26 protein-coding genes are annotated in these 24,893 nt (G+C 69.3%); 16 read left to right on the top strand and 10 right to left on the bottom strand.

Translation table 11 applies throughout. The annotated features are described in order from the left end of the window. Nucleotides 1–31: 31 nt before the first annotated feature. From JMJ56_RS14600 to JMJ56_RS14570, 7 genes are read left to right on the top strand one after another with little or no spacing between them, the layout of a single operon-like run. Nucleotides 32–1,621: an ABC transporter substrate-binding protein gene (locus JMJ56_RS14600; RefSeq protein WP_236037779.1), complete on the top strand. Its 1,590-nt coding sequence runs from the start codon at nucleotides 32–34 to the stop codon at nucleotides 1,619–1,621. Continuing rightward, the gene (locus JMJ56_RS14595) at nucleotides 1,621–2,607 is read left to right on the top strand and encodes an ABC transporter permease (protein ID WP_202832507.1); all 987 of its coding nucleotides are present in this window, start codon (nucleotides 1,621–1,623) and stop codon (nucleotides 2,605–2,607) included. Before JMJ56_RS14600 ends, JMJ56_RS14595 begins: the two co-directional genes overlap by 1 nt. Beyond that, nucleotides 2,604–3,449, top strand: coding sequence for an ABC transporter permease (locus tag JMJ56_RS14590; protein WP_202832506.1), 846 nt, complete (start codon nucleotides 2,604–2,606; stop codon nucleotides 3,447–3,449). Before JMJ56_RS14595 ends, JMJ56_RS14590 begins: the two co-directional genes overlap by 4 nt. Continuing rightward, nucleotides 3,446–5,044 (top strand): ABC transporter ATP-binding protein, encoded by a 1,599-nt coding sequence (locus JMJ56_RS14585; RefSeq protein WP_202832505.1) that lies wholly within the window; start codon nucleotides 3,446–3,448, stop codon nucleotides 5,042–5,044. Before JMJ56_RS14590 ends, JMJ56_RS14585 begins: the two co-directional genes overlap by 4 nt. 9 nt (nucleotides 5,045–5,053) lie before the next feature. Then, nucleotides 5,054–6,346 carry an ArgE/DapE family deacylase gene (locus JMJ56_RS14580; RefSeq protein ID WP_202832504.1) on the top strand — a complete coding sequence of 431 codons (1,293 nt, stop codon included), beginning with the start codon at nucleotides 5,054–5,056 and terminating at the stop codon, nucleotides 6,344–6,346. Nucleotides 6,347–6,350: 4 nt separating this feature from the next. Beyond that, nucleotides 6,351–7,607 (top strand): Zn-dependent hydrolase, encoded by a 1,257-nt coding sequence (locus tag JMJ56_RS14575; protein WP_202832503.1) that lies wholly within the window; start codon nucleotides 6,351–6,353, stop codon nucleotides 7,605–7,607. A gap of 5 nt (nucleotides 7,608–7,612) precedes the next feature. Further along, nucleotides 7,613–9,106 carry a M81 family metallopeptidase gene (locus JMJ56_RS14570; RefSeq protein WP_202832502.1) on the top strand — a complete coding sequence of 498 codons (1,494 nt, stop codon included), beginning with the start codon at nucleotides 7,613–7,615 and terminating at the stop codon, nucleotides 9,104–9,106. On the opposite strand, the gene JMJ56_RS14565 is transcribed toward JMJ56_RS14570, so the two are convergent. The 5 genes from JMJ56_RS14565 to JMJ56_RS14545 form a co-directional block, all read right to left on the bottom strand. Further along, nucleotides 9,107–9,508, bottom strand: a complete 402-nt coding sequence (locus tag JMJ56_RS14565) for a hypothetical protein (RefSeq protein WP_202832501.1) — start codon at nucleotides 9,506–9,508, stop codon at nucleotides 9,107–9,109. Nucleotides 9,509–9,549: 41 nt separating this feature from the next. Beyond that, nucleotides 9,550–10,479, bottom strand: coding sequence for a sugar kinase (locus JMJ56_RS14560; protein ID WP_236037778.1), 930 nt, complete (start codon nucleotides 10,477–10,479; stop codon nucleotides 9,550–9,552). After that, the gene (locus JMJ56_RS14555; RefSeq protein WP_202832500.1) at nucleotides 10,479–11,108 is read right to left on the bottom strand and encodes a bifunctional 4-hydroxy-2-oxoglutarate aldolase/2-dehydro-3-deoxy-phosphogluconate aldolase; all 630 of its coding nucleotides are present in this window, start codon (nucleotides 11,106–11,108) and stop codon (nucleotides 10,479–10,481) included. Before JMJ56_RS14555 ends, JMJ56_RS14560 begins: the two co-directional genes overlap by 1 nt. A gap of 171 nt (nucleotides 11,109–11,279) precedes the next feature. Continuing rightward, nucleotides 11,280–11,564 (bottom strand): hypothetical protein, encoded by a 285-nt coding sequence (locus tag JMJ56_RS14550; RefSeq protein WP_202832499.1) that lies wholly within the window; start codon nucleotides 11,562–11,564, stop codon nucleotides 11,280–11,282. Between the two features lie 61 nt (nucleotides 11,565–11,625). After that, nucleotides 11,626–12,069 carry a DUF3429 domain-containing protein gene (locus tag JMJ56_RS14545; protein ID WP_202832498.1) on the bottom strand — a complete coding sequence of 148 codons (444 nt, stop codon included), beginning with the start codon at nucleotides 12,067–12,069 and terminating at the stop codon, nucleotides 11,626–11,628. 88 nt (nucleotides 12,070–12,157) lie between these two features. On the opposite strand from JMJ56_RS14545, the gene JMJ56_RS14540 reads away from it, so the two are divergent. Next, nucleotides 12,158–13,504: a hemolysin family protein gene (locus JMJ56_RS14540; RefSeq protein ID WP_202832497.1), complete on the top strand. Its 1,347-nt coding sequence runs from the start codon at nucleotides 12,158–12,160 to the stop codon at nucleotides 13,502–13,504. On the opposite strand, the gene gpt is transcribed toward JMJ56_RS14540, so the two are convergent. Both gpt and JMJ56_RS14530 read right to left on the bottom strand, forming a co-directional pair. After that, nucleotides 13,470–13,946 (bottom strand): xanthine phosphoribosyltransferase, encoded by a 477-nt coding sequence (gene gpt / locus JMJ56_RS14535; RefSeq protein WP_202832496.1) that lies wholly within the window; start codon nucleotides 13,944–13,946, stop codon nucleotides 13,470–13,472. The genes JMJ56_RS14540 and gpt overlap by 35 nt on opposite strands. Nucleotide 13,947: 1 nt before the next feature. Continuing rightward, on the bottom strand, nucleotides 13,948–14,289 hold the full coding sequence (locus JMJ56_RS14530) for a tRNA-binding protein (RefSeq protein WP_202832495.1): 342 nt from the start codon (nucleotides 14,287–14,289) through the stop codon (nucleotides 13,948–13,950). Nucleotides 14,290–14,408: 119 nt separating this feature from the next. On the opposite strand from JMJ56_RS14530, the gene ggt reads away from it, so the two are divergent. The 3 genes from ggt to JMJ56_RS14515 are packed head-to-tail and all read left to right on the top strand — an operon-like array spanning nucleotide 14,409 to nucleotide 18,015. Further along, on the top strand, nucleotides 14,409–16,022 hold the full coding sequence (ggt, locus tag JMJ56_RS14525) for a gamma-glutamyltransferase (protein WP_202832494.1): 1,614 nt from the start codon (nucleotides 14,409–14,411) through the stop codon (nucleotides 16,020–16,022). A gap of 5 nt (nucleotides 16,023–16,027) precedes the next feature. Next, nucleotides 16,028–16,522 (top strand): O-acetyl-ADP-ribose deacetylase, encoded by a 495-nt coding sequence (locus JMJ56_RS14520; protein WP_202832695.1) that lies wholly within the window; start codon nucleotides 16,028–16,030, stop codon nucleotides 16,520–16,522. Beyond that, nucleotides 16,519–18,015: an amidase gene (locus tag JMJ56_RS14515; protein ID WP_202832493.1), complete on the top strand. Its 1,497-nt coding sequence runs from the start codon at nucleotides 16,519–16,521 to the stop codon at nucleotides 18,013–18,015. The genes JMJ56_RS14520 and JMJ56_RS14515 overlap by 4 nt, the downstream gene beginning before the upstream one ends. Before the next feature lie 3 nt (nucleotides 18,016–18,018). On the opposite strand, the gene JMJ56_RS14510 is transcribed toward JMJ56_RS14515, so the two are convergent. Then, nucleotides 18,019–18,285, bottom strand: a complete 267-nt coding sequence (locus tag JMJ56_RS14510) for a hypothetical protein (protein WP_202832492.1) — start codon at nucleotides 18,283–18,285, stop codon at nucleotides 18,019–18,021. A gap of 58 nt (nucleotides 18,286–18,343) precedes the next feature. Further along, entirely contained in the window at nucleotides 18,344–18,598 is a 255-nt protein-coding gene (locus tag JMJ56_RS14505) for an Lrp/AsnC ligand binding domain-containing protein (RefSeq protein WP_202832491.1), read from the bottom strand. Between the two features lie 276 nt (nucleotides 18,599–18,874). On the opposite strand from JMJ56_RS14505, the gene JMJ56_RS14500 reads away from it, so the two are divergent. The 3 genes from JMJ56_RS14500 to JMJ56_RS14490 all read left to right on the top strand — a co-directional run bounded on the left by JMJ56_RS14500 (nucleotide 18,875) and on the right by JMJ56_RS14490 (nucleotide 22,340). Continuing rightward, entirely contained in the window at nucleotides 18,875–20,179 is a 1,305-nt protein-coding gene (locus JMJ56_RS14500) for a UDP-glucose dehydrogenase family protein (protein WP_202832694.1), read from the top strand. 62 nt (nucleotides 20,180–20,241) lie between these two features. Continuing rightward, a complete protein-coding gene (locus tag JMJ56_RS14495; protein WP_328702384.1) occupies nucleotides 20,242–21,336 on the top strand; it encodes an ABC transporter ATP-binding protein in 1,095 nt (364 codons plus the stop codon). Beyond that, nucleotides 21,333–22,340, top strand: coding sequence for an ABC transporter ATP-binding protein (locus JMJ56_RS14490; protein WP_236037777.1), 1,008 nt, complete (start codon nucleotides 21,333–21,335; stop codon nucleotides 22,338–22,340). The genes JMJ56_RS14495 and JMJ56_RS14490 overlap by 4 nt, the downstream gene beginning before the upstream one ends. A gap of 3 nt (nucleotides 22,341–22,343) precedes the next feature. Here the strand turns inward: JMJ56_RS14490 and JMJ56_RS14485 are convergent, their stop codons facing one another. After that, nucleotides 22,344–22,556, bottom strand: a complete 213-nt coding sequence (locus tag JMJ56_RS14485; RefSeq protein ID WP_202832490.1) for a DUF1127 domain-containing protein — start codon at nucleotides 22,554–22,556, stop codon at nucleotides 22,344–22,346. Between the two features lie 97 nt (nucleotides 22,557–22,653). Between JMJ56_RS14485 and JMJ56_RS14480 the strand changes: the two genes are divergently transcribed. After that, nucleotides 22,654–23,541, top strand: coding sequence for a LysR substrate-binding domain-containing protein (locus JMJ56_RS14480; RefSeq protein ID WP_202832489.1), 888 nt, complete (start codon nucleotides 22,654–22,656; stop codon nucleotides 23,539–23,541). Nucleotides 23,542–23,598: 57 nt separating this feature from the next. Next, complete coding sequence (locus JMJ56_RS14475) at nucleotides 23,599–24,567, top strand: tripartite tricarboxylate transporter substrate binding protein (RefSeq protein WP_202832488.1); 969 nt, start codon at nucleotides 23,599–23,601, stop codon at nucleotides 24,565–24,567. Nucleotides 24,568–24,893: the final 326 nt, after the last annotated feature.

The raw sequence follows: 24,893 nt of genomic DNA, 5'->3' as shown, positions 1-24,893 counted from the left end.
AGCATGTGCACAATTCACCTGGGAGACCATAATGACCGTATCGCGCCGTGGCCTGCTGGCCGCGACCGCCGCTGCGCCTGCGCTCATGCGGGTGCAGGACGCCCTGGCCCAGGGCATCGCGCCGCGCCGTGGCGGGACGCTGACCACGATCCTCTCGCCGGAGCCGCCGGTGTTGCAGATCGGCGTCAACAACCAGGGGCCGACGCTGGTCGCAGCGGGCAAGATCTTCCAGGGATTGCTAACCTTCAGCCCGACGCTGGAGCCGATCCCCGTGCTGGCGAAGAGCTGGACGATCAGCCCGGACGGGAAGGAATACGTCTTCAAGCTGCAGGAGGGCGTGAAATTCCACGACGGCCATCCGATGACGGCCGAGGACGTCATTTTCTCCATCATGAAGTTCCACATGGAGGTGGCGCCGCGGGCGCGGGCCATCTTCGCGCTGATTGACAAGGCGGAGGCGCCGGACCCGCTGACGGTGCGGCTCACCCTCAAGCAGCCCTTTCAGCCCTTCCTGCTAATGTTCGACAACAGCGCCTGCGCTATCGTGCCGAAGCACCTGTTTGACGGGCAGGACTATCGCACGGCGCCCGCCGTGCAGAAGCCGGTGGGTACCGGGCCCTTCCGCTTCGCCGAATGGCAGCGGGGCAACTTCATCCGCCTCGAGCGCTTCGCCGATTACTGGAAGCCGGGGCAGCCCTATCTGGATGCGATCATCTACCGCATCGTCCCCGACAGCCAGAGCCGGCGGCTTGCGATCGAGACTGGACAGGTGCTGCTGACCCAGGGCAGCGACATCGAGCCCTTCGACGTGCCGGCGCTGCGGTCGCGGCCGAATCTCGAGGTCTCGACCAAGGGCTGGGAGTATTTCTCGCCGCTCGCCTGGATCGAGCTCAATCACCGGGTGAAGCCGCTCGACGACGTGCGGGTGCGGCAGGCGATCAGCATGGCGATCGACCGCAACTTCATCACCCAGCGGCTGTGGTTCGGCGTCGGCAAACCGGCGACCAACCCGATCGCCTCGACCACGCGCTTCCACGATGCGAGCGCGAAGATCGCAGGCCACGACGTGAAGGCGGCGGTGGCGCTGCTGGATGCGGCGGGGCTGAAGCCAAATGCGCAGGGGGTGCGCTTCACCCTGAAACACCTGACCCTTCCTTATGGTGAAGTCTGGTCGCGGCTGGCCGAGTACCTGAAGCAGTCACTGCGCCAGGTCGGCATCGCGCTGGAACTGGAGAGCACGGATGCGGGCAGCTGGGCGCGGCGCGTCGGCGCCTGGGAGTACGATACGACGATCAACTTCGTCTACCAGTTCGGCGACCCGACGCTCGGGGTGGAGCGGACCTATGTCTCCACCAACATCCAGAAGGTGACCTTCACCAATACCGGTGGCTATTCCAACCCGAAGGTGGACGAGTTGTTTGCCACGGCGCGTAACGCGGCCGACCCGAAGGACCGGCAGGCGGCCTTCAGCGCGGTGCAGAAGATTCTCTGCGAGGAGGTGCCGCAGATCTGGCTGATGGAGATGGCCTTCCCGACCATCCACGACAAGAAGCTGCGTAACGCCATCTCCACCGGCCTCGGCGTTCATGCCAGCTTCGACGACGTCTTCCTGACCGCCTGATGGAGGCCTCGAAGCTGCCGGGCTTCCTGCTGCGGCGGGCGGTGAAGGCGGCGCTCGTCGTGCTGGCGATCGTCGTCTGCAATTTTCTGCTGGTGCATGCGGCACCGGGCGACCCGGCGAGCGTCATCGCCGGGCAGTCGGGCGCGGCGGATGCCGTCTTCCTCGAGCAGTTGCGCAAGCAGTTCGGGCTGGATCAGCCGCTTTATGTGCAGCTCTGGATCTACCTGAAGAGCGTGCTGTCGCTCGATCTCGGCTTCTCGCATCGGCAGCAGGCGTCGGTGGCGCAGCTGGTGCTGGAGCGGCTGCCGGCGACGCTGCTGCTGACCGGGGCGGCCTTCGCCTTCGCCCTGGCCGGAGGCGTCACGCTAGGCGCGTTGGCGGCGCAGCGGGTCGGGCGATGGGCGGACAGCATCATCACCGTCATCGCACTCACCTTCTATGCGACGCCGCTCTTCTGGGTGGGGCTGATGCTGGTTTTGGTCTTCTCGGTCTGGCTGGAATGGCTGCCGAGCTTCGGTATGTCGAGCGTGGGCGTCGAGATGCATGGGTTGGAGGTGGTCTGGGACGTGGCGCAGCACCTGCTGTTGCCGGCGCTGACCCTCGGGCTGTTCTACCTCGCGGTCTATGCACGGCTGACACGGGCGACGATGCTGGAAGTCGCCGACCAGGATTTCGTCAAGACGGCGCGGGCCAAGGGCGTGCCGGAGGGGCGCATCCTGCGGGCGCATGTGCTGCGCAATGCGCTGCTGCCGGTGATCACCTTCGCCGGCATCCAGGCGGGGCAGCTGCTCGGCGGCTCGATCCTGGTGGAGACGGTCTTCGCCTGGCCGGGCATCGGGCGGCTGGCCTTCGAGGCGCTGCTGGCGCGGGACTACCCGGTGCTGCTCGGCGTCTTCTTCTGCACCAGCGTCATGGTCGTGCTGTTCAATCTGCTGACCGACATGCTGTACGCCATCATCGATCCTCGGGTGGAGGTTGCGGGTTGAGGGATTTCTGGCGCCGCTTCCGGCGCAACAAGGGCGCGGTGGTCGGGCTCGTCATCCTGCTGCTCGTCGTGCTGGTCGCGGCGACGGCGCCCTGGCTCTACCCCGGCAGCCCCTGGGACATGGCGGGGGCGCCCTTCTCGCCGCCGGGCGAGATGGGGATGCTGCTAGGGACGGACAGCCTCGGGCGCGACGTGGCGGCGGGCATCGCGCATGGGGCGCGCATCTCGTTGCTGGTCGGCGCGGTCTCGACCGTGGCGGCGCTGCTGGTCGGCGTGACGCTCGGGGCCGTGGCCGGCTATCTCGGCGGCTTCGCGGATGATGCGGTGATGCGCTTCACCGAGTTCTTCCAGACCATCCCGAGCTTCGTCCTCGCCATCCTGCTTGTGGCGATCTTTACGCCTTCCATCGGGTCGGTGGTCTTCGCCATCGCCATCGTCTCCTGGCCGCCGGTGGCGCGGGTGGTGCGGGCCGAGTTCCTGTCGCTGCGCGGGCGGGAATTCGTGCAGGCGGCGGAGGTGCTGGGCAAGTCGCGGCTGTCTATCGTGCTGACGGATATCCTGCCCAATGCGCTCTCGCCCATCGTCGTGCTCTCCTCGCTGATGGTGGCGTCTGCGATCCTGCTGGAGAGCGCGCTGAGCTTCCTCGGCCTCGGCGACCCGAACCTGATGACCTGGGGCTTCCTCATCGGCTCGGGGCGCAGCGTCATCCGCCTGGCCTGGTGGATGAGCGTGTTTCCGGGCATCGCCATCTTCCTCACCGTGCTGGCGCTGAACCTGGTGGGGGAGGGGCTGTCAGACGCGCTCAACCCCCGCCTCGCCCGACAGCGGGGAGGGGCGGCATGAGCCTCCTTCGGGTCGAGGGGCTGACCGTCGCCCTGCCGCCGGGCGGCGACCGGCCGCATGCGGTGGAGGACGTCTCTTTCCATGTCGATGCGGGGGAGATCCTCTGCGTCGTCGGCGAGAGCGGGTCGGGCAAATCGATCAGCGCCAATGCGGTGATGGGCCTGCTGCCGAAGGGGCTGCCGGTGCGGCGGGGGAGCATCACCTTCGAGGGACGCAACCTGCTATCGCTTGCGCCCGAGGCGATGCGCAAGCTGCGGGGCGAGCGGCTCGCCATGATCTTCCAGGAGCCGATGACGGCGCTCAATCCGCTGATGCGCGTCGGCGACCAGATCGCGGAAGTGCTCCGCGTGCATGGCAGCGGTGCGGATGCGGCGCGGCGGGTGCCGGAACTGCTGGCGGCCGTCAACCTGCCTGATCCTGCGGCCATCGCCCGCAGCCATCCGTTCCGGCTATCGGGCGGGCAGCGGCAGCGGGTGATGATCGCCATGGCGCTGGCGCTGGAGCCGGCGCTGCTCATCGCCGACGAGCCGACCACGGCACTCGACGTCACGACGCAGATGCAGATCCTGCGGCTGATCCGCGAGATTCAGTCGCGGCGCGGCATGGGCGTGCTGTTCATCACCCATGATTTCGGCGTCGTCGCCGAAATCGCGGACCGGGTCGCGGTGATGCAGCGCGGGCGGATCGTCGAGCAAGGGCCGGCCGAGGAGCTGCTGAACCGGCCGCAGCATCCCTATACGCGGGCGCTGATCGCGGCCGTGCCGCACGGGGCGGCAGAGGCGCGGGCGGTGATCGCCACGGCGCCGGTGCTGGAGTTGCGCGGGGTGGAGAAGACCTATCGCCGCGGCGGGTTCTTCGGCGCGCGGGCGGTGGTACGGGCGGTCCACGACGCCGACTTCACCCTGCGGCGGGGGGAGACGCTGGGGCTGGTCGGCGAGAGCGGCAGCGGCAAGTCCACGCTGGCACGTTGCGTGGTGAAGCTGGTGGAGCCGGAGCAGGGGACGATCGCCTATCACGGGACCGATCTACGGCCGCTCTCCCGCGCGGCCTGGAAGCCCTATCGCCAGCGCATCCAGATGGTCTTTCAGGACCCCTACGCCTCGCTCAACCCGCGCCGGACCGTGGGCGACACCATCGCCGAAGGGCCAGTCACCCATGGGGAGCCGCGCGGCAAGGCGCTGGAGCGGGCGCGGGAGCTGCTGCGGCTGGTTCAACTCGACCCCGGGGCGATGGACCGCTATCCGCACGAGTTCAGCGGCGGGCAGCGGCAGCGGATCGGCATCGCGCGGGCGCTTGCCATGGAGCCGGAGCTGCTGATCGCCGATGAGCCGGTTTCGGCGCTCGATGTTTCCGTGCAGGCGCAGGTGCTGGCGCTGCTGGCGGAAATCCGGGCGCGGCTGGGGCTGACCATGCTCTTCATCACCCATGACCTGCGTGTGGCGGCGCAGATCTGCGACCGGGTGGCGGTGATGCAGCGCGGGGCGATCGTCGAGCAGGGGCCGACATCGGAGGTCTTTGCGGCGCCGCAACATCCCTATACGCGGCAGCTACTGGACAGCATCCCGGGAAGGGGCTGGACTCCGCCCGCTTTGTAGGGAAATGCCATGAACGGAAGCCTCGATCCTGGTGCGCGCCGGGCGATCCTCGATGCCGTGGATGCGCTGCGGGAGGATAGCATCGAGACGCTGAAGCGGCTGGTGCGCTGCCCCTCGACCCTCGGCAACGAGCAGTCGGCGCTGAACGAGATGGCGCGGATCTATGAGGGGCTCGGCCTCGCGCCGCGGCGGGTGCCGACCGTGCCGGCGGAGTTGGCCTCGCATCCGGGCTTCTCGCCGCCGCTCATTTCCTATGAGGGGCGGGACAATGTGGTGGCGGTGCATCACCCGCGGGAGCGGCGGGGGCGGAGCCTCACCCTGCAGGGGCATGTCGATGTGGTGCCGGAGGGGGCGGCCGATATGTGGGCGACGCCGCCCTATGAGCCGGATATCCGCGACGGGCGGATGTACGGGCGCGGCGCGGGGGACATGAAGGCGGGCATCGTCTCCTACGTGACCGCCTTCAAGGCGATGCGGCTGGCGGGCCTGCAGCCGGCGGCCGAGGTGCAGATGCAGTCGGTGATCGAGGAGGAGTGCAGCGGCAACGGCGCGCTCGCCGCCATGCTGGCGATGCAGAAGACCGATGCGGTCATCATCCCGGAGCCAGGGCCGGGGCTCGATGCGCTCTACACCGCCGAGGTCGGCGTGGTCTGGGCCTGGGTGACGGTCTCCGGCCGGCCGGCGCATGTGCGGGACATGCAGGCGGGGGTGAACGCCATCGAGGCGGCGACCATCATCGCCGGTGCCTTCAAGGAGTACGAACGGGAGATGAACGATGGGTCGCGCATCCATCCGGCCTTCCGCGGCGTGAACCATCCAGTCAACGTCAACCTTGGCACCATCGAGGGGGGCGAGTGGAATTCATCGGTCGCCACGCGCTGCCGCATCGGGCTGCGCGTCGGGGTGATGATGGGCTACACGGCGGCGCAGACGCGGGCGGATATCGAGCGGCTGGTGGAGCAGGCGAAGCAGCATGAGCGGCTACGCGGCGCCGTTGTGAAGTTGGAGTTCAAAGGCTTCATGGCCGATCCCTGCGTCTTCGACACCGATGCGGAGATCGTGCGTCTCGCCCGCCGCTCCTATGCCGAGGTCACGGGCGGAAGCCTGCGCGACTACCCGGCGACGGGGCTGACCGACGGGCGCTTCTTCACGCTGTACCAGGATACGCCGGTTGCCTGCTTCGGCCCCGATGCGGTCGACATCCACGGCATCGACGAGAATGTCGGGCTGGAGAGCATGCACGGCATCACTCGCACCATCGCGCTGGCCATGGCCGAGTGGTGCGGCATCGAGAAGGCCTAAGACCATGTCGGCATCCAACCTTCCGCTCTCCGGCACCCGGCTCTGGGAAAGCCTGATGGAGATGGCGAAGATCGGCGGCACGACGAAGGGCGGCTGCAACCGGCAGACGCTGACCGACCTAGATGCTGAGGGGCGGGCGCTGTTCCAGCGCTGGGGCCAGGCCTGCGGGCTGACGCTCAGCGTCGACCGGCTGGGCAACATGGTGTTCCGGCGAGAGGGAAGGGACCCCAGGCGCGCGCCGGTCGCCATCGGTAGCCATCTCGATACCCAGCCGACGGGGGGCAAGTTCGACGGCGTGCTCGGCGTGCTGGCGGGGCTTGAGATCATGCGGGCGCTGCACGAGGCTGGGGCCGAGACCGAGGCGCCGTTGCTGCTGATCAACTGGACCAATGAGGAGGGCGCTCGCTTCTCCCCGCCCATGATGGGCAGCGGCGCGGCCATGGGCATCTTCACCGAAGAGGAGGTGCTGGCCAAGCGTGCGGCGGATGGCGCCGTCTTCGGCGAGGAGCTGAAGCGCATCGGTTGGCAGGGCGAGGCGGACCCGGCCGAGCTGCAGAAGGTCGCCGCCTATCTCGAGCTGCATATCGAGCAGGGCAAGCTGCTGGAGGATGCCGGGCTCGATGTCGGCATCGTCACCCATGCGCTGGCGCAGAGCTGGTTCGAGGTGACGGTGGAGGGCGAGGATGCGCATGGCGGCTCGCCCATGGCCGGGCGGCGGGATGCGATGATGGCGGCGGCGCCGCTGATCTCGGCAGTCGAGGAGATCGCGCTCGGGACGCTGGCCCCCGATGGCGAGCCGGGGCGCGGGACGGTCGGCGTGGTCGAGGTCTACCCGGCCTCGCGCAACGTGGCGCCGAGCCGCGTCTTCTTCAGCGTCGATTTCCGCCACAGCGACCCAGATGCGCTCGCCCGCATGGGCGAGGCGCTGGCGGCGCGCGGGGCGGAGATCGCGGCGGCGCGCGGGATCAAGGTGACGGTCGCGCCCTTTTGGCATTCGCCGCTGACGCCCTTCGACGCGAGGCTCGTTGCCCATGCCCGGTCTGGGGCAGAGGCGCGCGGGTTGAAGTATCGGGAGTTGCCGACAGCCATCGGCCATGATGCGGTCTACATGGCACGCCGCGTGCCGACGGTGATGGTCTTCACGCCCTGCCATGGCGGGCTCTCGCACAATGAGGCGGAAAGCATCACCCCCGAATGGGCGACGGCCGGGTTGCAGGTGCTGGCGGATGCCGCCATCGCCGCGGCCAATGCGAAGGAGTGAGGGGCATGCGCATCGCCATCGGCGGCTTCCAGCATGAAAGCCATTCCTTCGCCCCGTTGCCAACCGGGTGGCAGGAATTCATCCGTCCCGGCGGCTTCCCCGGCCTGCAAGGCCCGTCAACGTTGATCGAGACGCTGCGGCATACCTCCGTTCCCTGCGCCGGCGCCATCGAGGTGGCGGAGGCCGAGGGGGTGACGCTGGCGCCGCTGACCTGGTGCTTCGCCAATCCGGCGGGGCCGGTCACCGCCGAAGCCTTCGAGCGTATTTCGGCGCTGATGGTCGGGGCGCTCTCCGATGCGCTGGAGGCGGGCCCGCTCGACGGCGTCTATCTGGAGCTGCACGGCGCCATGGTCGCAGTCGGCTTCGACGATGCTGAAGGGGAGTTGCTGCGTCGCGTCCGCGCCGTGGTCGGGCCGGAGATGCCGCTGACGGTCAGCCTCGACCCGCATGCCAACATGACGCGCGCCATGACGGAGATGGCGGATGCGCTGGTGCCCTACCGCACCTATCCGCATGTGGACATGAAGCCGGCCGGCGCGCGAGCGATGCGGCTGCTGCTGGAGCGCATCAGCCGCGGGCGGCCTTGGGCGAAATCCTTCGCCGAGGTCGACTTCCTCATCCCGCTTACCATGCAGTGCACGCTGGTGCCGCCGATGTCGGCGGTGCTGGAGGAACGGGAGCGGCTGGCGGCCGAGCATGGCGCGGCCGAGCTGGCCTTCTGCTTCGGCTTCCCCTATGCGGACTTTCCGGGCTGCGGCGTCGCCATTGCCGGCTATGCCGAGAGCCAGGCGGCGGCGGAGGCGGCGGTCGCCGGTCTGAAGGCCTATATGGATGCGCATGAGCCGGAATTCGCCGGCGGCGTCGCCTCGGCGCCGGAGGGCGTGGCGCAGGCCATCGCCATCGCAGGCAGCGCGGCGAAGCCCGTCATCATGGCTGATACGCAGGACAATCCGGGCGGCGGCGGGCATGGCGACACCACCGGGCTGCTCGCCGAGTTGATCCGGCAGGATGCGCAAGAGGCGGTGCTTGGCCTTATCAACGATGCCGAAAGCGCGGCGGCCTGCCATGCGGCGGGGGTCGGCGCCACGCTGCCGCTCTCGCTCGGCGGCAAGAGCGACGGGGCGCCCCTCGCTGTCACCGCGACCGTTGAGTCGCTGACCGATGGACGCTTCATCTGCACCGGGCCGATGGGCAAGGGTAATCCGGCCGATCTCGGGCCGACGGCGCTGATTCGCGTCTCCCCGGGTGTCCGGGTGATCGTGGTGACGCGGAAGATGCAGGCGCTGGACCAGGCGCTCTTCACCCATATCGGCGTGGATCCGCGCGAGCAGAAGATCCTCGCGTTGAAGTCGAGCGTGCATTTCCGCGCCGATTTCCAGCCGATCGCCGAGCAGGTGCTGGTCGTCGCCGCACCCGGGCCGGTGGTGGCCGATCCGGCGACGCTGCCCTTCACCAATCTCCGCCCGACGCTGCGGCTGCGGCCGGGGGCCAATCGCTGATCAGCGACGGACGGCGCGGGCGACTTCCGCCTGTTGCAGCAGCGCGGCACCGGCCGGGCTGCTGAGCAGGGCGTTCATCCGTTCCACCTCGGGGCGCTGGCCAGTGCACCAGCGGTCGCGCTCCGGCTGGCGGACGCCGAAATCGGGCGGGGCCATGCTGCGGAGGATGTCGTCGCGTGCCGCGGTGCCGCCGCCCTGCTCAAGCGCCACGGCCTCGATCCGGGCGGCCCGGTCGAGCGTGGTGACGGAAAGCATCAGGTTGCAGGCCTGCCCGGCGCGGACAAGGCGGCCAATGGCCTGAGAGCGTGCGGCAACATCGGGCGAATCGAGGCTTGGTGGGGCGGCTTCCGGCGGGGCGGCGCAGCCGAGGAGGAGCAGGAGCGGAAGCAGGCCGACGCGCATGCGCCGCGGTATCGTGCCGCGGGCGCTGAAGTAAACCGGCGTCATCCTTCCGCGGCCAGGAAGGCCTCTACCTCCGCCCGATGCGGGATCGGCGCCACGGCGCCGTAGCCGGTGGTGGAGAGGGCGGCAGCCGCATTGGCGTAGCGGGCGGCCACCAGCGGGTCGTCGCCCGCCACGGTCCTGGCGAGGAAGGCGCCGGCGAAGGTGTCCCCGGCGCCCGTGGCGTCCAATGCGGCAACCTTGCGGCCGGGCACCAACACGCGACCCTCCGGCCACACCACCATCACGCCCTCGGCGCCGAGCTTCAGCAGGACGAGCGGGCAGCCGAGGCGGAGGTAGACATCGGCGATGGCGTCGGGGGCATCGAGCCCGGTCAACGCCCGCGCATCCTCGAGGGAGGGCAGGGCGATGTCGGCCTGGGCAATCGCCGCATGGATGACGGCGGCGGCTCGCGCCGCGGGCCAGAGGCGGAGACGGAGATTGGTGTCGTAGGAGACGCGCACCCCGGCCGCCTTCGCCACGGCGATGGCGTGGAAGGCGGCATCGCAGGCGCTGATGGAGATGGCCTGGCTGATGCCGGAGAGGTGGAGGAGCTTCGCGCCACGGATCGCCGCATCCGGCACATCCTCCGGTCGGTAGCGGCTGGCGGCGCTGCCGCTGCGGTAGAAGGTGAAGTCATGGCCGCGCTCGTCATGGGTGACGATGTACATCCCGGTTTGCGCCTCGGGGTGGCGCAGCACCGTCTCGGCCGAGACGCCCTCGCGCTGCCAGAGCGCCATGAAGCCGTCGCCTGGCCGGTCGCGGCCGATGGCGGTGATGTAGCCCACGCTCGCCCCGTTGCGGGCGGCGGCGATGGCCGCGTTGCTGGTGTCGCCGCCCTGGCCCTCCAGGTAGAGCACGCGGCCATCGGGGCCGGGCGGCTGCTGGTTCAGCTCCAGCATCGGCTCGCCCATGCAGAGGATGTCGGGCATCAGGCTTGCTCGATCCCCATCACCTCATGCGCCGCGCGGAGGATGGCGGGCTTGTCGCCGGCGGCAATGCGCGCCTCGTCCACCAGCTTGCCGCCGATGCCGACGAAGGCGGCGCCGGCGGCCAGATAGGCGGGCGCATTGCCGGCATCGATGCCGCCGGTCGGGCAGAAGGCGATGCCGGGGAAGACGGCGCGCACCGCCTTCACATGCGCCGGCCCGCCGGCGGAATTGGCGGGGAAGAGCTTCACCACATCGGCGCCGGCGGCCAATGCGGCGCGAATCTCGGTCGGGGTCATGGCGCCCGGCATGGCGGCGGCACCGGCGGCACGGGCAAGGGCGATGACGGCCGGATCGACCCAAGGCGTCACCAGGAAGCGCGCCCCGGCGACGAGGCAGGCCTCGGCCGCGCGCTCATCTGGCACGGTGCCGGCACCGATGAGCAGGCCCGGCTCTCCGGCAAGCTCCTTGATGAGGGCGATGGCATCCGGCGTGGTGAGGGTAATCTCCAGCACCGGCATCCCCGCCTCGCGCAGCCAGGAGCAGGCGGTGACCGCATGGGCGGCCGTCGAGGTGCGGATCACAGGCACAACGCGGGCCCGGCGCAGCACCGGCAAAAGGGGATGGCTCATGATTCCGGCGCTCCGCTCCCTTGGCGCCGTCAGCTCCAGCGCCCGCTGCTCGACCGCGCTGTGCGATCGAGGGATCGCGCGGCCCGGTCCGGCCCATACCTTATCGCGTGTTTCACACCTGCGGCGATCACGCTCTATGGGGAGCGCGTTTCGGCGTCGGCCGCAAGGGGGTCAGCCCTGGCAGGCGACCAGCATGGCATCCGCCGTTGCATCGAGGCGCCGGGCCTCGGCATGGGCGCCGAGCACGGCCTCCTGCGTGTCGGCGAGACTGTGGGAATAGGCCTGCAAGGAGGTACCGAGGCCTGCGACCGCGCCGGACAGGGCGCCGAGTTCCCGCCGCAGCCCGGCGACGGCGGCGCGCTGCTCGTCAAGTGCCGCGTTTAGGGTTCTCAACGCCCGGCGCAGGCGGTCCTCCGGCTTCTCCGGGAAGGGGAGGATGTCGGCGATCAAGGTCATGACGAGCACCTCTTGAATGTCTAATAAAATGTAAATTGTCTCGCCAGAAAGGTAAAGGTCTTTAAACGCTGTTAAAGGCTGCCGCCGCCCCCGCCAGCAGGCAAAGCGCCGCGCCGAGGCTTAGCACCCAGCGCAGGCGGAGATAGCCAAGTGGCATGAGGCCATGGCGGGCGGCGAGGCTTTCCACCGCCGCCGTCGCCAGGATGGCCGTGGCGAGCAGGGCAAGCCCCGGCACCGGCGGCAGCAGCAGCGCCGCCCAGGCGACGAGCGCCGGCAGCACCCCGAGGCCGAGCCGCGGGGCGGCGTAGCGCGCTTCGCTGGCCGGGGCACCGAGGGCTAAGCCCCAATGCACCGCGCCGAGGAAGCTCAGGATCACCATGCCGTAGGCGGCGAGGGCGAAGAGGGCGAAGCCCCGCGTTTCCGGCGGCAGCAGCCAGGAGAGCAGGGTGGTGGCGATGAAGGGCAGAAGGCCGGCGGCGCCGAGCCAGATGGCGGGAATAGGCATGGGGCTCATTCTGCGCAGATCGGTCCCCGGCCGGCGAGGGCAAGGCCGGGGCCTACCGCCCGGGCGCCGCGCGACCTAGAAGACGCGTATGGCGACATTCATCGAAGTGGCGATCCTTTTCCTGCTGGTGGTGCTGAACGGGGTCTTCGCCATGAGCGAGCTGGCCATCGTCTCGGCCCGCCGCGGCAGGCTGCTCGCCATGCAGCGGCGCGGCAGCGTGGGGGCGGAGGCGGCGCTGGCGCTTGCCGAGGATCCGCAGCGCTTCTTGCCGACGGTGCAGATCGGCATCAGCCTTGTCGGCATCCTGGCGGGCGTCTTCGGCGGCGCGCGGCTGGCCGGCCCTTTGGGCGAGGCGCTGTCCGCGATCCCGGGCTTCGCACCCTTCGCCACCGAGGTGGCCTTCACCCTCGTCGTGCTGCTGATCGCCTATGCCAACCTCATCATTGGCGAGCTGGTGCCGAAGCAGCTCGCGCTACGCGACCCGGAGCGGGTGGCCGTCGCCGTTGCCCGGCCGATGACGGTGCTGGCACGGGTGACAGGGCCGATCGTCTGGATGCTGAGCCTGTCCTCCAACCTCGTCCTCCGCCTCTTCGGCCCCGCCCCGGTGTCGGACCAGGCGGTGACCGAGGAGGAGGTGAAGGCGGTCGTCGCCGAGGGGGCGGAGGCCGGCGTACTCGAGCACGAGGAGCGGCACATGATCGAACGGGTACTGCGCCTTGCCGACAAGCCGGTCCGGGCGCTGATGACGCCGCGCAACGACGTCTCCTGGCTCGATCGCAACGCCTCGCCGGGGGACATTGCTGCGGCGCTCAGGGCGCAGGACGTGACGCGGTTCATCGTCGCCGACAGGCGGATCGACAACGTGGTCGGCGTGGTCGTCGCTAAGGATCTGCTGGACCAGGCGCTGGAGGGGGCGCCGCTCTCGCTCGCCCGCGTGCTGCGCCAGCCGCTGGTGCTGCCGGACAACCTCAATGCCCTCGATGCGCTGGACCGGATGCGGCACGACACCATCGGCATCGCGGTGGTGCTCGACGAGTATGGCAGCTTCGAGGGGGTGGTGACGGCCTTCGACCTACTGGAAGCGATCATCGGCGAACTCGGTTCGGGGGAGACCCCGCAGGCATCGGGCGACCCGGTGACGCGCAGCGATGGCAGCCTGCTGCTCGAAGGAAGCATGCCGAGCGACGAGCTGCGGGCGCGGCTCGACCTGCCGGAGCTGCCCTACCAGGGCAGCTACCACACGGTGGCCGGGCTGATGCTGGCGCTGCTGCGGAGGGTACCGAAGGAGGGCGACCGGATCGTCTGGGCCGGCTGGCGCTTCGAGATCGTCGATATGGACGGGCGGCGGGTGGACAAGGTGCTGGCGATGCGGGAGGAGGTGGCGGGGGCCGTGGCGCCGGCTACCGCCCCGCCGTCCGCGCGATCGGCGGGATGAACTGCGCCTCGGTGTCCCAGGGGAAGAGAATCCAGGTATCCTGGCTCACCTCGGTGATGAAGGTGTCGACCAGCGGCTTGCCGGCCGGCTTGGCATAGACTGTCGCCAGATGCGCCCGCGGCAGCAGGCCGCGCACCACCCGGGCCGTCGTGCCGGTATCCACCAGGTCGTCGATGACGAGCCAGCCCTCGCCGTCGCCTGCCGCCAGCGGCGGCTTCACCACCTGCGGCTCTCCCATCGCTTCCTCATGATAGGTGACGACGGAGATGGTCTCCAACAGGCGGCATTCCAGCTCGCGCGCGACGATGGTCGCGGGGATCATGCCGCCGCGGGTGATGGCGACAACTCCCTTGAAAGGTCCGTGCTCCATCAGCCGCCAAGCCAGCGCTTTGCTGTCGCGGTGCAGTTGCTCCCAGCCGACGGTGAAGTATTTCTGGGCCATCTCAGAACATCCGCCCGCCCTTGGGGACGCCCAGGTCGGGCTTCAGTAGCACGACGGCGCCGTTCTCGTCCGGCACGCCGAGGACCAGCACTTCGCTCATGATGGGGCCAATCTGGCGGGGCGGGAAGTTCACCACCGCCACCACCTGCCTGCCAATCAGCCGGTCCGGAGAATAGTGAACGGTGAGCTGGGCTGAGGAACGCTTCACCCCGATTTCGCCGCCGAAGTCGATCCAGAGCTTGATCGCCGGCTTGCGCGCCTCGGGGAAGGGCTGGGCATCGGTGATGGTGCCGACGCGGATGTCGACACGCTCGAAATCCGCGTAGCTGATGGGCTCGCTCATGCGTTTGGAATAGCCTGGGCGGGAGTGCGGGAGCAAGGCGGCTTGCCGAAGCCCGCGGCTGCCGCCAAAACGACAGTCGACGGAAACGCCCCGAGACGGCCAGAGGACGGACGAGCACCATGAAGCGCGATTTCCACGCCCCCGGCCGCAGCGCCGTCTACGGCACCCGTGGCATGGCGGCGACCTCGATGCCGATCGCCACCTTCACCGCCCTCGAAATGCTCCAGCGCGGTGGCAATGCGCTCGATGCGGCGATCGCCGCCGTCGCCGTGCTGGGCGTGGTGGAGCCGCAGAGCACCGGCATCGGCGGCGACTGCTTCTGCCTCTATGCTCCGGCCGGCACCGGGCGCGTGATCGCCATGAACGGCTCCGGCCGGGCGCCGGCGGCCTCGACGCCGGAGGCGCTGCGCTCCCGCCAGGTCGGTACGCTCGAGCCGACCTCGGCGCATGTCGTCACCATCCCGACCGCCGTCTCGGGCTGGGAGTTGCTGAACAAGACCTATGGCCGGAAGGAGCTGGACGAGTTGCTGCGCCCGGCCATTCGCTGCGCCGAGGAGGGATGGCCCGTCCATGCCCGGGTCGCCGCCGACTGGGCGACAGCCGCCGGCAAGCTCCGCGGCAACGAAGCCTCGGCGCGCCGCTTCCTGGTCGATGGCGAGGCGCCGCGCATCGGCCACCGCTTCGTCCAGCCGGAGCTGGGCCGGACCTTGCGTGCCATCGGCACGAAGGGTGCGCGGGGCTTCTACGAGGGCGAGGTTGCGGCCGACATGGTGGCGACGCTCCGGGCGCTCGGTGGCCTGCATACCGAGGAGGATTTCGCCCGCAGCCTGCGCGGGGCGGAATTCGTCGAGCCGATCAAGACCGCCTGGCGTGGCATGGAGGTCTACCAGTGCCCGCCCAATGGATCGGGCCTGCATGTGCTCCAGTTGCTCGGCATCCTCGAGGGCTTCGAGACGCCGGAGGCGGGGCCGATCAGTGCCGAGCGCTACCATCGCCATATCGAGGCAGCGCGGCTGGCCTATCGCGACCGCGACGCCTTCCTCGCCGACCCAGCGCAGGTGGACGTGCCGGTCGAGGCGCTGACCGACCCGGCCTATCTCGCCGCACTGCGCGGCCTCATCAGTGACGAGCGGGCGATGAAGCTCCTGCCCCCGGCCGGGGGCAGCGACCTCGCGAAGCACAAGGACACGGTCTATCTCTGCGTCGTCGATGAGGAGGGCAATGCATGCTCCTTCATCAACAGCCTCTTCGAGAGCTTCGGCAGCGGGATCCTGGCCGAGAAGTCCGGCGTGATGCTGCACAACCGCGGGTACGGCTTTCGGCTGCAGGAAGGACACCCGAACTGCATCGCCCCGGACAAGCGGCCGATGCACACCATCATCCCGGGGATGGTGATGAAGGACGGGGAGGCGATCATGCCCTATGGCGTAATGGGCGGGCATTTCCAGCCCATGGGGCAGACGCTCTTCCTCACCAACCATTTCGAGTTCGGCCTCGACGTGCAGGAGGCGATCGACTGCCCGCGCCTTTTCCCCTCGCCGGCCAAGGGCGTGGTCGAGGTAGAGCGCAACATTCCCTCGACCGTGCTCGACCGGCTGAGCCGGCTCGGCCATGAGGTGGCGCTGATCGACAAGCCGCATGGCGGCGGCCAAGCGATTTTCATCGACCGCAAGGCGGGGCTGCTGGTCGGCGGCAGCGACCCGCGGAAGGATGGCTGCGCTCTGGGCTTCTAGCCGTGATGCGGGCGCTGCGGGCCGACATCACCACGCTCGACGTCGATGCAGTGGTGACGGCGGCGAATGAGGGGCTACTTGGCGGCGGGGGCGTCGATGGCGCCGTCCATCGCGCAGCCGGGCCCGAATTGCTGGCAGCCTGCCGCAAGCTCGGCGGCTGCCCGACGGGGGAGGCGCGTATCACCCCCGGCTTTCGCCTTCGGGCGCGCTTCGTCATCCATGCGGTCGGGCCGGTCTGGCGCGGCGGGACGGCGGGCGAGCCGGGGCTGCTGGCCTCGGCCTACCGGTCTAGCCTCGCACTGCTGCGGGCGGCGGGCGGGGCCTCCATCGCCTTCCCGGCCATTTCCACCGGCATCTATGGATATCCGTCCGAGCAGGCCGTCCGCATCGCCGTGGTGACGCTGCGGGAGGATCTGGTCGCGCATGGGCCGATCGAGGTGGTCTTCGCCTGCTTCGACGACCATACCCTCGCCCTCTACGAGAAGGAACTTGCCGGATGACCGAACCCTGCGACCTGAGCGCCGTCGGGGCGCGGCGGCTGATCGGCCGCAAGGCGCTCTCGCCGGTCGAGCTCCTGGAGAGCTGCCTCAAGCGGATCGAAGAGGTGAACCCGGCGGTGAATGCCATCGTCGCCCGCGACGACGAGGCGGCACGCGGCGAGGCCCGCGCGGCGGAGGCGGCGGTCATGAAAGGCGAGCATCTGGGCGCGCTGCACGGCCTGCCGGTCGGGATCAAGGACCTCGAGGAGACCCGGGGGCTGCTGACCACTTATGGCAGCCCGATCTTCGCCGATTTCGTCCCGAAGGAGGATTGCGGGATGGTGGCGCGCATCCGCGCCGCCGGCGGCATCGTCATCGGCAAGACCAACACGCCGGAATTCGGCCTCGGCGCCAATACCCGCAACCGGGTGCATGGCGCGACGGGGAATGCCTTCGACAACACCCGCTCGGCAGCCGGCTCCTCCGGCGGCTCGGCCGTGGCGCTGGCGACGGGCATGGCGCCGCTCTGCTCCGGCTCCGACACCGGCGGCTCGCTGCGCAACCCTGCGTCCTTCAATGGCATCCTCGGCTATCGGCCGAGCCCGGGCCTCGTCTGCTCGGAGAAGCGCGCCCATGGCTGGACGCCGCTCTCGGTGCTGGGGCCGATGGCGCGGGATGTGGGAGATGCCTGCCTGCTGCTCTCCGCCATCGCCTCCGACGATGCGCGGGACCCGCTGGCCTATACGCTACACGCCCGTACCGTCCGCGGCGAGGCGGCGCTGTTCAGCCCGCCGCGCAGCCTCGACCTCTCGACGCTGAAGCTCGCCTTCTCCGAGGATCTCGGCCAGGCCCCGACCGAGGGGGTGGTGCGCGAGGCGTTCCGCGCGCGCGTCGGCGCCATCGCCCCGCTCTTCGCCCGGGCCGAGGCGGCACATCCGGATTGCTCCGGCGGCGACGAGGCCTTCGAGGTGCTGCGGGCGCAGGGCGTGCTGACCGCCCATGCCGAGAAGGTCCGTACCCGGCCGCAGGATTGCGGGCCGAACGTCATCGCCAATGTCGAGGAGGGGCTGCGCTACAGCCTGGCCGACGGGGCGCGGGCGGCGCAGCTGCAGACGCGCATCTACCGCGACTTCCAGCGTTTCTTTGCCGAGCATGACGTCCTGGTGACGCCGGCCATCACCATCAGCCCGCGCAACTGGCGGGAGCTTTATCCGAAGGAGATCGACGGCCAGCCGACCCGGACCTACTTCCACTGGCTGGCGCTGGCCTATTATGTGACGCTCACCGGCCATCCGGCGGTCAGCCTGCCGATGGGGCTCGATGCGCGCGGCATGCCCTTCGGCCTGCAGATCGTCGGGCCGCGTGGCGGCGATGCCTTCGTGCTCGGCGTTGCCGCGGCGATCGAGGCGGCCTCCTGCGGCGATGCGATGCTGGCCCGGCCGGTGCCGGACCTGGCGGCCCTCCGCCAAGCTCCGCCGATCAGCGGGATGGCGGAGTTCCGGACCTTCGACTGAGGGCTACCAGCCCCGGTAGGGGCGGCCATAGCCATGGCTGCCGCCGTAGCCGCCGCCATAGCCGTAGCGTGGCGCCCGGTGATAACCCCGGTTGCCGTAATAGGGCCGGGGATTGTCGGTCGCGGCGCCGGCCGCCAGGGCTGCTGCGACGCCGACGCCGGCACCGAGCAGCGCGGTGTTGCCCCAGTTGGTGGAGCCGTCAGGGTTCTGGCACCCGGCCAGCAGCAGGCTGGACGAAAGCAGGGCGGCAGCGGCGAAACGATTGATCATGGCCTTCTCCTTACCGCCATGGGAGCGCAGCTTCACGGCGAGAGCGTGGCAGGGCTGTTCAATCTCGCGTGGCTGAGAAGGCGTTGAATGTCTGCAAGGTGTAGGTGTCCTTTACCCCCTGCACGGTCTGCAGCGTCTCGACCACGAAGAGGCCGATATCCTGGTCCGGCTCCAGGTAGAATTTCCCCATGAGGTCATACTGACCTGAGATCGAATGCATCTCGGAGAGTTCCGGGATTGTATCCGCCATGGTGCGGGCGACGCGGTAGGCTTGACCCATCTCGCATTTGATCTGGACAAAAATGGCGCGCATCGGCCTCTCCTTCTCCGGGTTCGGCGGTCTTGTAGCGCGCTTCAGGCGGTATCCCGAGTCCTCCGCTGCCTCGCCAGGGCGGGGACTGTAACCCGGCCCTTTGGCGGGCCCACGCATGCCGGGGGAAGCCGAGTCACACGCGCCATCGGTGCAAGCCCGGTCACCACAGCCTGGCGCCGCCTGTCGTGACCGGCGCGCTGGGCTGGTTTCGTTGCATGCCATGCGGCGGCGAGCTAGGCACCCCGCTCACGGACGCCCCCAGACGGAGTAGGAATGATGCGCATTGCGGTCCTTGGAGCCGGCTATGTCGGTCTGGTCTCTGGCGCATGCTTTGCCGAGTTCGGCATTCAGGTCTGCATCGTCGACACCGACCCGGCGAAGGTGGAGGCGCTGCAGCGCGGGGTGATCCCGATCTACGAGCCTGGGCTCGACAAGCTGGTGGTCGAGAACCAGGCGGATGGCCGGCTCAGCTTCACGACCAGGCTCGAGGAGGCGATGGAGGGGGCGGACTGCGTCTTCCTGGCCGTCGGCACGCCGTCGCGCCGCGGCGACGGCCATGCCGACCTGCAATATGTCTTCGCCGCCGCCGAGGGCGTGGCGCGGGCGGCGAAGAAGGACCTCGTCCTCGTCACCAAGTCGACCGTCCCGGTCGGCACGGGCAAGAAGATCAAGGAGATCGTGCAGCGGGTGCGCCCCGACCTGACGATCCATGTCGCCAGCAACCCCGAGTTCCTGCGCGAGGGCAACGCGATCGGCGACTTCATGCGGCCCGACCGGGTGGTGCTCGGCGCCGAGAGCGAGGCGGCCTTCGCCACGCTGCGCCGGCTCTACCGGCCGCTCTACCTGATCGAGACGCCGATCGTCGCCACCAGCCTCGAGACGGCGGAGCTGATCAAGTACGCGGCGAACGCCTTCCTCGCCACCAAGATCACCTTCATCAACGAGATGGCGGATCTCTGCGAGAAGGTGGGCGCCGACGTGCATGACGTGGCGCGCGGCATGGGCCTCGACGGGCGGATCGGGCGGAAGTTCCTGCATGCCGGGCCGGGCTACGGCGGCAGCTGCTTCCCGAAGGACACGCTGGCGCTGGCGATGACGGCGCGCGATGCCGGCTCGCCGGTGCGGCTGGTCGAGACGACAATCGCGGTGAACGACGCACGCAAGGAGGCAATGGCGGACCGGATCATCGCGGCGCTGGGCGGCGAGGTGGCGGGCAAGTCGATCGGCATCCTCGGCGTGACCTTCAAGCCCGAGACGGACGACATGCGCGATGCGCCGAGCCTCGTCATCCTGCCGAAGCTGGTGGCGGCCGGGGCCAAGGTGGTGGTGCACGACCCGCAGCCGCACCAGGCGCGTCAGTCGCTGCCCGGCGCGGTGACCTTCGTGGCGACGCCGCTGGAGGCGGTGACGGGGGCGGATGCGGTGGCGCTGCTGACGGAGTGGAACGAGTACCGCTCGATGGCGCCGGAGCGGCTGCGCGGGGCGATGCGCGGCAAGGTCGTGCTCGACCTGCGCAACGCCTGGGACCCCGAGGCCATGCGCGAGGCAGGCCTCGACTACTCCGGCATCGGACGCCCGTAAGCACGGCTGACCGGTGCCGCTCTGCTCAAGGAACGGGCAGGACGGTCGCCAGGGACAGGGACATGGCTGGCACGGCCCTTGCTCCAGCCTGGGGTATGAGCGCATCCCCCGGTACCTCACCTGCCCTGGATCGCGGCGGCCCCGCCCAGCCGCTGCTGCTGCTCTCCGGGCTGAAGAAGCACTTCCCCATCCGCAGCGGACTGTTCGGCGCAACCGTGGCGACGGTGCGGGCGGTGGACGGCGTCTCCTTTGCCGTGCGCAAGGGAGAGACGCTCGGCATCGTCGGCGAGAGCGGCTGCGGCAAATCCACCACGGCGCGGCTGTTGATGCGGCTGATGGAGCCGGATGCCGGCAGCATGGTCTTCGACGGCGAGGGGGTCGGGCAGAACGCCCAGACCGGCGGCATCACGCTGAAGGAATACCGCCGCCAAGTGCAGATGGTGTTCCAGGACAGCTATGCCTCGCTGAACCCGCGATTGCCCATCGAGGAGAGCATCGCCTTCGCGCCCAAGGTGCATGGCGTCAGCGCCAGCGAGGCGCGGGGGCGGGCGCATGAGATCCTGGCGGCGGTCGGGCTCGCACCGGCCAGCTTCGCGCGGCGCTATCCGCATGAGCTCTCGGGCGGGCAGCGGCAGCGGGTGAACATCGCCCGCGCGCTGGCGCTGCAGCCGCGGCTCATCCTGCTCGACGAACCGGTCTCGGCGCTCGACAAGTCGGTCGAGGCGCAGGTGCTCAACCTGCTGGTGGACCTCAAGGCCAAGTTCGGCCTCACCTATGTCTTTATCAGCCACGACCTGAACGTGGTGCAGTACATCTCCGACCGGGTGCTGGTGATGTATCTCGGTCAGGTGGTCGAACAGGGGCCGGTAGAGGCGATCTACGACCGCCCGGCGCATCCCTACACTCGGGCACTGCTGGCAAGTCGGCCCTCGATGGACCCGGGCATGCGGCGCACCGAGCCGCCGCTGACCGGTGACCCGCCCAACCCAATCAACCCACCCTCCGGATGCCGCTTCCGCACCCGTTGTCCCTTCGCCGAGGGCATTTGCGCGGAGCGGGAGCCGGTGCATTCGGCGCTTGGCGGCGGGCATGAGGCGGCCTGCCACATGGCGGAGCCGGGCAGCGGCCATTCGCAGGCTGGGAGGCTGGCAGCATGAGCGAAGTGATGGAGCGGCCGATGACGGCCACCGCAAACGCGACCCCCCTGGTGACACTGCGCGACCTCTCGGTCCGCTTTGTCTCGCGCGATGCCACCATGCATGCGGTGAACGGCGTCGATCTCGACCTCGCGGCGGGGGAGGTGCTCTGCATCCTCGGCGAGTCGGGCTCGGGCAAGTCGGTCACGCTCAGGGCGCTGATGAAGCTGCTGCCGAAGACCGCTCGCGTCACTGGCCGGATCGAAGTGGCCGGGCGCGACGTGCAGGCGATGAGCGAGCGCCAGCTGCAGGATTTCCGCGGCAGCGACGTCGCCATGATCTTCCAGGAGCCGATGACGGCGCTCGACCCCGTCTTCACCATCGGCCAGCAGATCGCCGAGACGGTGGTGCGGCACGAGGGCGTCAGCCGTGCCGCCGGCATGGCGCGGGCTCTGGAGCTGCTGGAGCTGGTGCAGATCCCCTCCGCGAAGCGGCGGCTGGCGGCCTTTCCGCACGAACTCTCGGGCGGGCTCCGGCAGCGGGCGATGATCGCCGTGGCCCTCGCCTGCAAGCCGAAGCTGCTGCTGGCCGACGAGCCGACCACGGCGCTCGACGCCACGGTGCAGATCCAGGTTCTTCTCCTGTTGCGGAAGCTGCAGGAGCAGCTTGGCATGGGGGTGATCTTCGTCACTCACGACCTCGGCGTGGCCGGCGAGATCGCCGACCGGGTGGCGGTGATGTATGCCGGGCGGGTGGTCGAGGAGGGACCGGTCGCCGCGATGATGCGTGGGCCGCTGCACCCCTATCCGCGGGGGCTGCTCGGCGCGACGGTGCATGGCGGCATGCGCGGGCAGCGGTTGACCACCATTCCCGGCGCGCCGCCGAGCCTCGAGATGCTGCCGACCGCCTGCTCCTTCGCGCCGCGCTGCGCCGAGGCGGAGCTGGCCTGCCTCGCCGGCGTGCCGGCGCCGCGCTCGCCCGTGCCGGGGCGGAGCGCGCGCTGCATCAAGGTCGCCGCGGGCTGAGCGTCAGCCGCGGCGGCCGAGATCCCAGGGCAGGCGCTCGGCCTCGCGTAGGGCGTCAACCCTGCTGATACCGATATCCTTCAGCATGCGGTCGTCCATCTCCATCAGGTAGCGGCGAGTGATGGCAGCGCGCATTATGGCGCGGAGGCTCGGCAGCACCGGCAGGCTCGGCCGGAACCAGGGCAGGGGGCGGGTACGGGCATTCAGGATGGCCATGACGGGTTCTCCTCACCCGGTTAAGCTGATCTTCCCAGGCAGATAAGAAAAACGAATTGCATTGACGATCTCCATCAGGATTGCTGATGCTTAGGTCATGCTGACGATCCCGCCCGGCCTCGACCCCGATCTGCTACGCAGCTTCGTCCTGATCGCCGAGGGCGGCAGCTTCACCCGCGCCGCCCAGGCGGTGGGGCGAACGCAGTCGGCCGTTTCCATGCAGATCCGGCGGTTGGAAGACATCCTTGGCCAGCCGCTGCTGCTGCGCGGCACGCGAGGGGTGGAGCCGACGCAGCATGGGCACTGGCTCCTGGAGCGGGCGCGCCGGTTGCTCGCCCTGCATGACGAAATCCACGCCACCTTCCGCCAGCCGGCGGTGGCCGGTTCGGTACGGCTTGGCTCGCCGGACGACTATGCCATCCGCTGGCTTCCCGCGATCCTGGCCCGCTTCGCCGCCAGCCATCCGGCGGTGCAGGTGGAGGTGACCTGTGCTCCTTCGAACGAGTTGGTGGAGCGGTTGGAGGATGGCGAACTCGACCTTACCCTGATCTCGGAAGGCAACGAGCCGCTCGGGGCGCGGCCGCGCTGGCTTTGGCGCGGGCCGCTTTTCTGGGTTGGGACGGAGGAGGTGGCGCGTCGCCGGCCGCTGCCGATCGCGCTGGCCAATGGCGGATGCTCCTGGCGGAAGGCGGCAGTCGCGGCGCTCGATGCGGCCGATCTGCCCTGGCGGATGGCCTATACGGCAGCGTCACTTTCCGGCTCGCTGGCGGTGGCGCTGGCGGGGCTTGCGGTGACCGTCGCCATGCCGGCGCCCCTGCCCGAGGGGCTGCGGGTTCTTGGGGCAGCGGAGGGGCTGCCGGTCCTGCCGGAATTCGGCATCGGCCTGCTGCGGGGGCCGGGGACGCCGGTCTCCGAGGCGCTATCGCGGCATATCGAGGAAGGCTTCGCGCTGGAAGCGGGGTTCGAGGCGCGGCTACGGGCTTGAGCCGGGCCGGGAAGCGGGCCAGAACGGCAGGGGTGAAATAAATCCGGGGAACCTCCCATGAACCGTCGTTCAATGCTGGCCCTGGCGGCCACGGGCCTTGCCGCGCCGCGCCTCCTGCGTGCGCAGGAGGCCTGGCCGGACCGGCCGATCCGGCTGATCGTGCCCTGGCCGCCTGGCGGCTCGACCGACACCATCGCCCGGTTGTTCCAGCCAAAGCTCGCGGAGATCCTTGGCAAGCCCGTCATCATCGACAACCGGGGCGGCGCCTCGGGCTCCATCGGCGCCATTGAGGCGTCACGGGCAGCACCCGATGGCTACACCTGGATGTTCGCTTACGACAATGAGGCGACCAACCAGACGTTGCTGCGGCTGCCTTACAGAACGCTGGAGGCCTTCGTGCCGGTCAGCCTGGTGGCGACCGGGCCGCTGGCGCTTGTAGCCCATAGCAGTACGCCCTATCGCACCTTCCAAGATGTGGTCGCCGCCGCGAGGAAGGCGCCGGATACGATCAGCTTCGCCAGCTCGGGCGTCGGCGGCCTCGCCCATGTCTCGACGACGCTGCTGCAGCAGCAGGGTGGGTTCAACCTTGTGCATGTGCCCTACCGGGGCGGTGGGCCGGCTGTGCAGGACGCAGTAGCGGGGCAGGTGCCGCTCTTCATGTCGAACGTGGTCATCATCAGCCAGCATATCCGGGCCGGGACATTGCGCCCGCTCGGGGTGACGACGCTCAAGGCAAGCCGCCATGTACCGGGGACCGCGCCCTTCGCGGAACAAGGTTTCCCCGATTTCGATGCGCCGACTTGGTGGGCCTTCCTCGGCCGCGCAGGGACGCCGGAGCCGATCCGGCGGCGCATGCAGGATGCGCTGGTGCAGGCCCTGGCTGATGCCGATGTCCGCACCCGGATCGAGGAGCAAGGCTGCGATGTCCGCGCCACCGGGCCGGAGGAATGCAGCCGGTTCCTTGGCCGAGAAATCGAGCGTTGGGGGCAGGTGATCCGCGACAACAAGATCAGTGCGGATAGCTGACGAGCGAAGCGGGCGGAAAAGTTTCGGTTTCCGCCCGCGGAAAGGTGGAATCGGCTGTTGACCGGCCTGCGGGCCAGGCGTAGAAGCCTCTCACCGCGACGATGTCGGGGCTTGACGAGAACGGGCGGAGACGCCAATATCGCTGCCCCGCTGAAGAAGTGGTACACATCGCCAACCAGCCGCTCCGGCTTCCCAAACGGGAAGGTTTTGCGGTTGTGAGGCGGTTCGCTGTCGGGTCGTTCTGGCGGCTTTGTTCTTTTACATCTGCATCTGGTTTTGGAAGCGCGTATTAGATGATGTGTGCTTACGGTTATTCCCTTGGGTTT

The sequence above is a fragment of the Belnapia arida genome (genome assembly GCF_016773205.1).
Taxonomy (GTDB): Bacteria; Pseudomonadota; Alphaproteobacteria; order Acetobacterales; family Acetobacteraceae; genus Belnapia; species Belnapia arida.
Note: the sequence above shows the minus strand (reverse complement) of the source record. Positions and strands in the feature narration are given on the sequence as shown.

What these genes read in the sequence shown, in the direction of transcription:
- JMJ56_RS14600 (WP_236037779.1), top strand. Translation starts at nt 32, where the DNA reads ATGACCGTATCGCGCCGTGGCCTGCTGGCCGCGACCGCCGCTGCGCCT.
- JMJ56_RS14595 (WP_202832507.1), top strand. Translation starts at nt 1,621, where the DNA reads ATGGAGGCCTCGAAGCTGCCGGGCTTCCTGCTGCGGCGGGCGGTGAAG.
- JMJ56_RS14585 (WP_202832505.1), top strand. Translation starts at nt 3,446, where the DNA reads ATGAGCCTCCTTCGGGTCGAGGGGCTGACCGTCGCCCTGCCGCCGGGC.
- JMJ56_RS14580 (WP_202832504.1), top strand. Translation starts at nt 5,054, where the DNA reads ATGAACGGAAGCCTCGATCCTGGTGCGCGCCGGGCGATCCTCGATGCC.
- JMJ56_RS14575 (WP_202832503.1), top strand. Translation starts at nt 6,351, where the DNA reads ATGTCGGCATCCAACCTTCCGCTCTCCGGCACCCGGCTCTGGGAAAGC.
- JMJ56_RS14570 (WP_202832502.1), top strand. Translation starts at nt 7,613, where the DNA reads ATGCGCATCGCCATCGGCGGCTTCCAGCATGAAAGCCATTCCTTCGCC.
- JMJ56_RS14565 (WP_202832501.1), bottom strand. Translation starts at nt 9,508, where the DNA reads ATGCGCGTCGGCCTGCTTCCGCTCCTGCTCCTCCTCGGCTGCGCCGCC.
- JMJ56_RS14560 (WP_236037778.1), bottom strand. Translation starts at nt 10,479, where the DNA reads ATGCCCGACATCCTCTGCATGGGCGAGCCGATGCTGGAGCTGAACCAG.
- JMJ56_RS14555 (WP_202832500.1), bottom strand. Translation starts at nt 11,108, where the DNA reads ATGAGCCATCCCCTTTTGCCGGTGCTGCGCCGGGCCCGCGTTGTGCCT.
- JMJ56_RS14550 (WP_202832499.1), bottom strand. Translation starts at nt 11,564, where the DNA reads ATGACCTTGATCGCCGACATCCTCCCCTTCCCGGAGAAGCCGGAGGAC.
- JMJ56_RS14545 (WP_202832498.1), bottom strand. Translation starts at nt 12,069, where the DNA reads ATGCCTATTCCCGCCATCTGGCTCGGCGCCGCCGGCCTTCTGCCCTTC.
- JMJ56_RS14540 (WP_202832497.1), top strand. Translation starts at nt 12,158, where the DNA reads ATGGCGACATTCATCGAAGTGGCGATCCTTTTCCTGCTGGTGGTGCTG.
- gpt (WP_202832496.1), bottom strand. Translation starts at nt 13,946, where the DNA reads ATGGCCCAGAAATACTTCACCGTCGGCTGGGAGCAACTGCACCGCGAC.
- JMJ56_RS14530 (WP_202832495.1), bottom strand. Translation starts at nt 14,289, where the DNA reads ATGAGCGAGCCCATCAGCTACGCGGATTTCGAGCGTGTCGACATCCGC.
- ggt (WP_202832494.1), top strand. Translation starts at nt 14,409, where the DNA reads ATGAAGCGCGATTTCCACGCCCCCGGCCGCAGCGCCGTCTACGGCACC.
- JMJ56_RS14520 (WP_202832695.1), top strand. Translation starts at nt 16,028, where the DNA reads ATGCGGGCGCTGCGGGCCGACATCACCACGCTCGACGTCGATGCAGTG.
- JMJ56_RS14515 (WP_202832493.1), top strand. Translation starts at nt 16,519, where the DNA reads ATGACCGAACCCTGCGACCTGAGCGCCGTCGGGGCGCGGCGGCTGATC.
- JMJ56_RS14510 (WP_202832492.1), bottom strand. Translation starts at nt 18,285, where the DNA reads ATGATCAATCGTTTCGCCGCTGCCGCCCTGCTTTCGTCCAGCCTGCTG.
- JMJ56_RS14505 (WP_202832491.1), bottom strand. Translation starts at nt 18,598, where the DNA reads ATGCGCGCCATTTTTGTCCAGATCAAATGCGAGATGGGTCAAGCCTAC.
- JMJ56_RS14500 (WP_202832694.1), top strand. Translation starts at nt 18,875, where the DNA reads ATGCGCATTGCGGTCCTTGGAGCCGGCTATGTCGGTCTGGTCTCTGGC.
- JMJ56_RS14495 (WP_328702384.1), top strand. Translation starts at nt 20,242, where the DNA reads ATGGCTGGCACGGCCCTTGCTCCAGCCTGGGGTATGAGCGCATCCCCC.
- JMJ56_RS14490 (WP_236037777.1), top strand. Translation starts at nt 21,333, where the DNA reads ATGAGCGAAGTGATGGAGCGGCCGATGACGGCCACCGCAAACGCGACC.
- JMJ56_RS14485 (WP_202832490.1), bottom strand. Translation starts at nt 22,556, where the DNA reads ATGGCCATCCTGAATGCCCGTACCCGCCCCCTGCCCTGGTTCCGGCCG.
- JMJ56_RS14480 (WP_202832489.1), top strand. Translation starts at nt 22,654, where the DNA reads ATGCTGACGATCCCGCCCGGCCTCGACCCCGATCTGCTACGCAGCTTC.
- JMJ56_RS14475 (WP_202832488.1), top strand. Translation starts at nt 23,599, where the DNA reads ATGAACCGTCGTTCAATGCTGGCCCTGGCGGCCACGGGCCTTGCCGCG.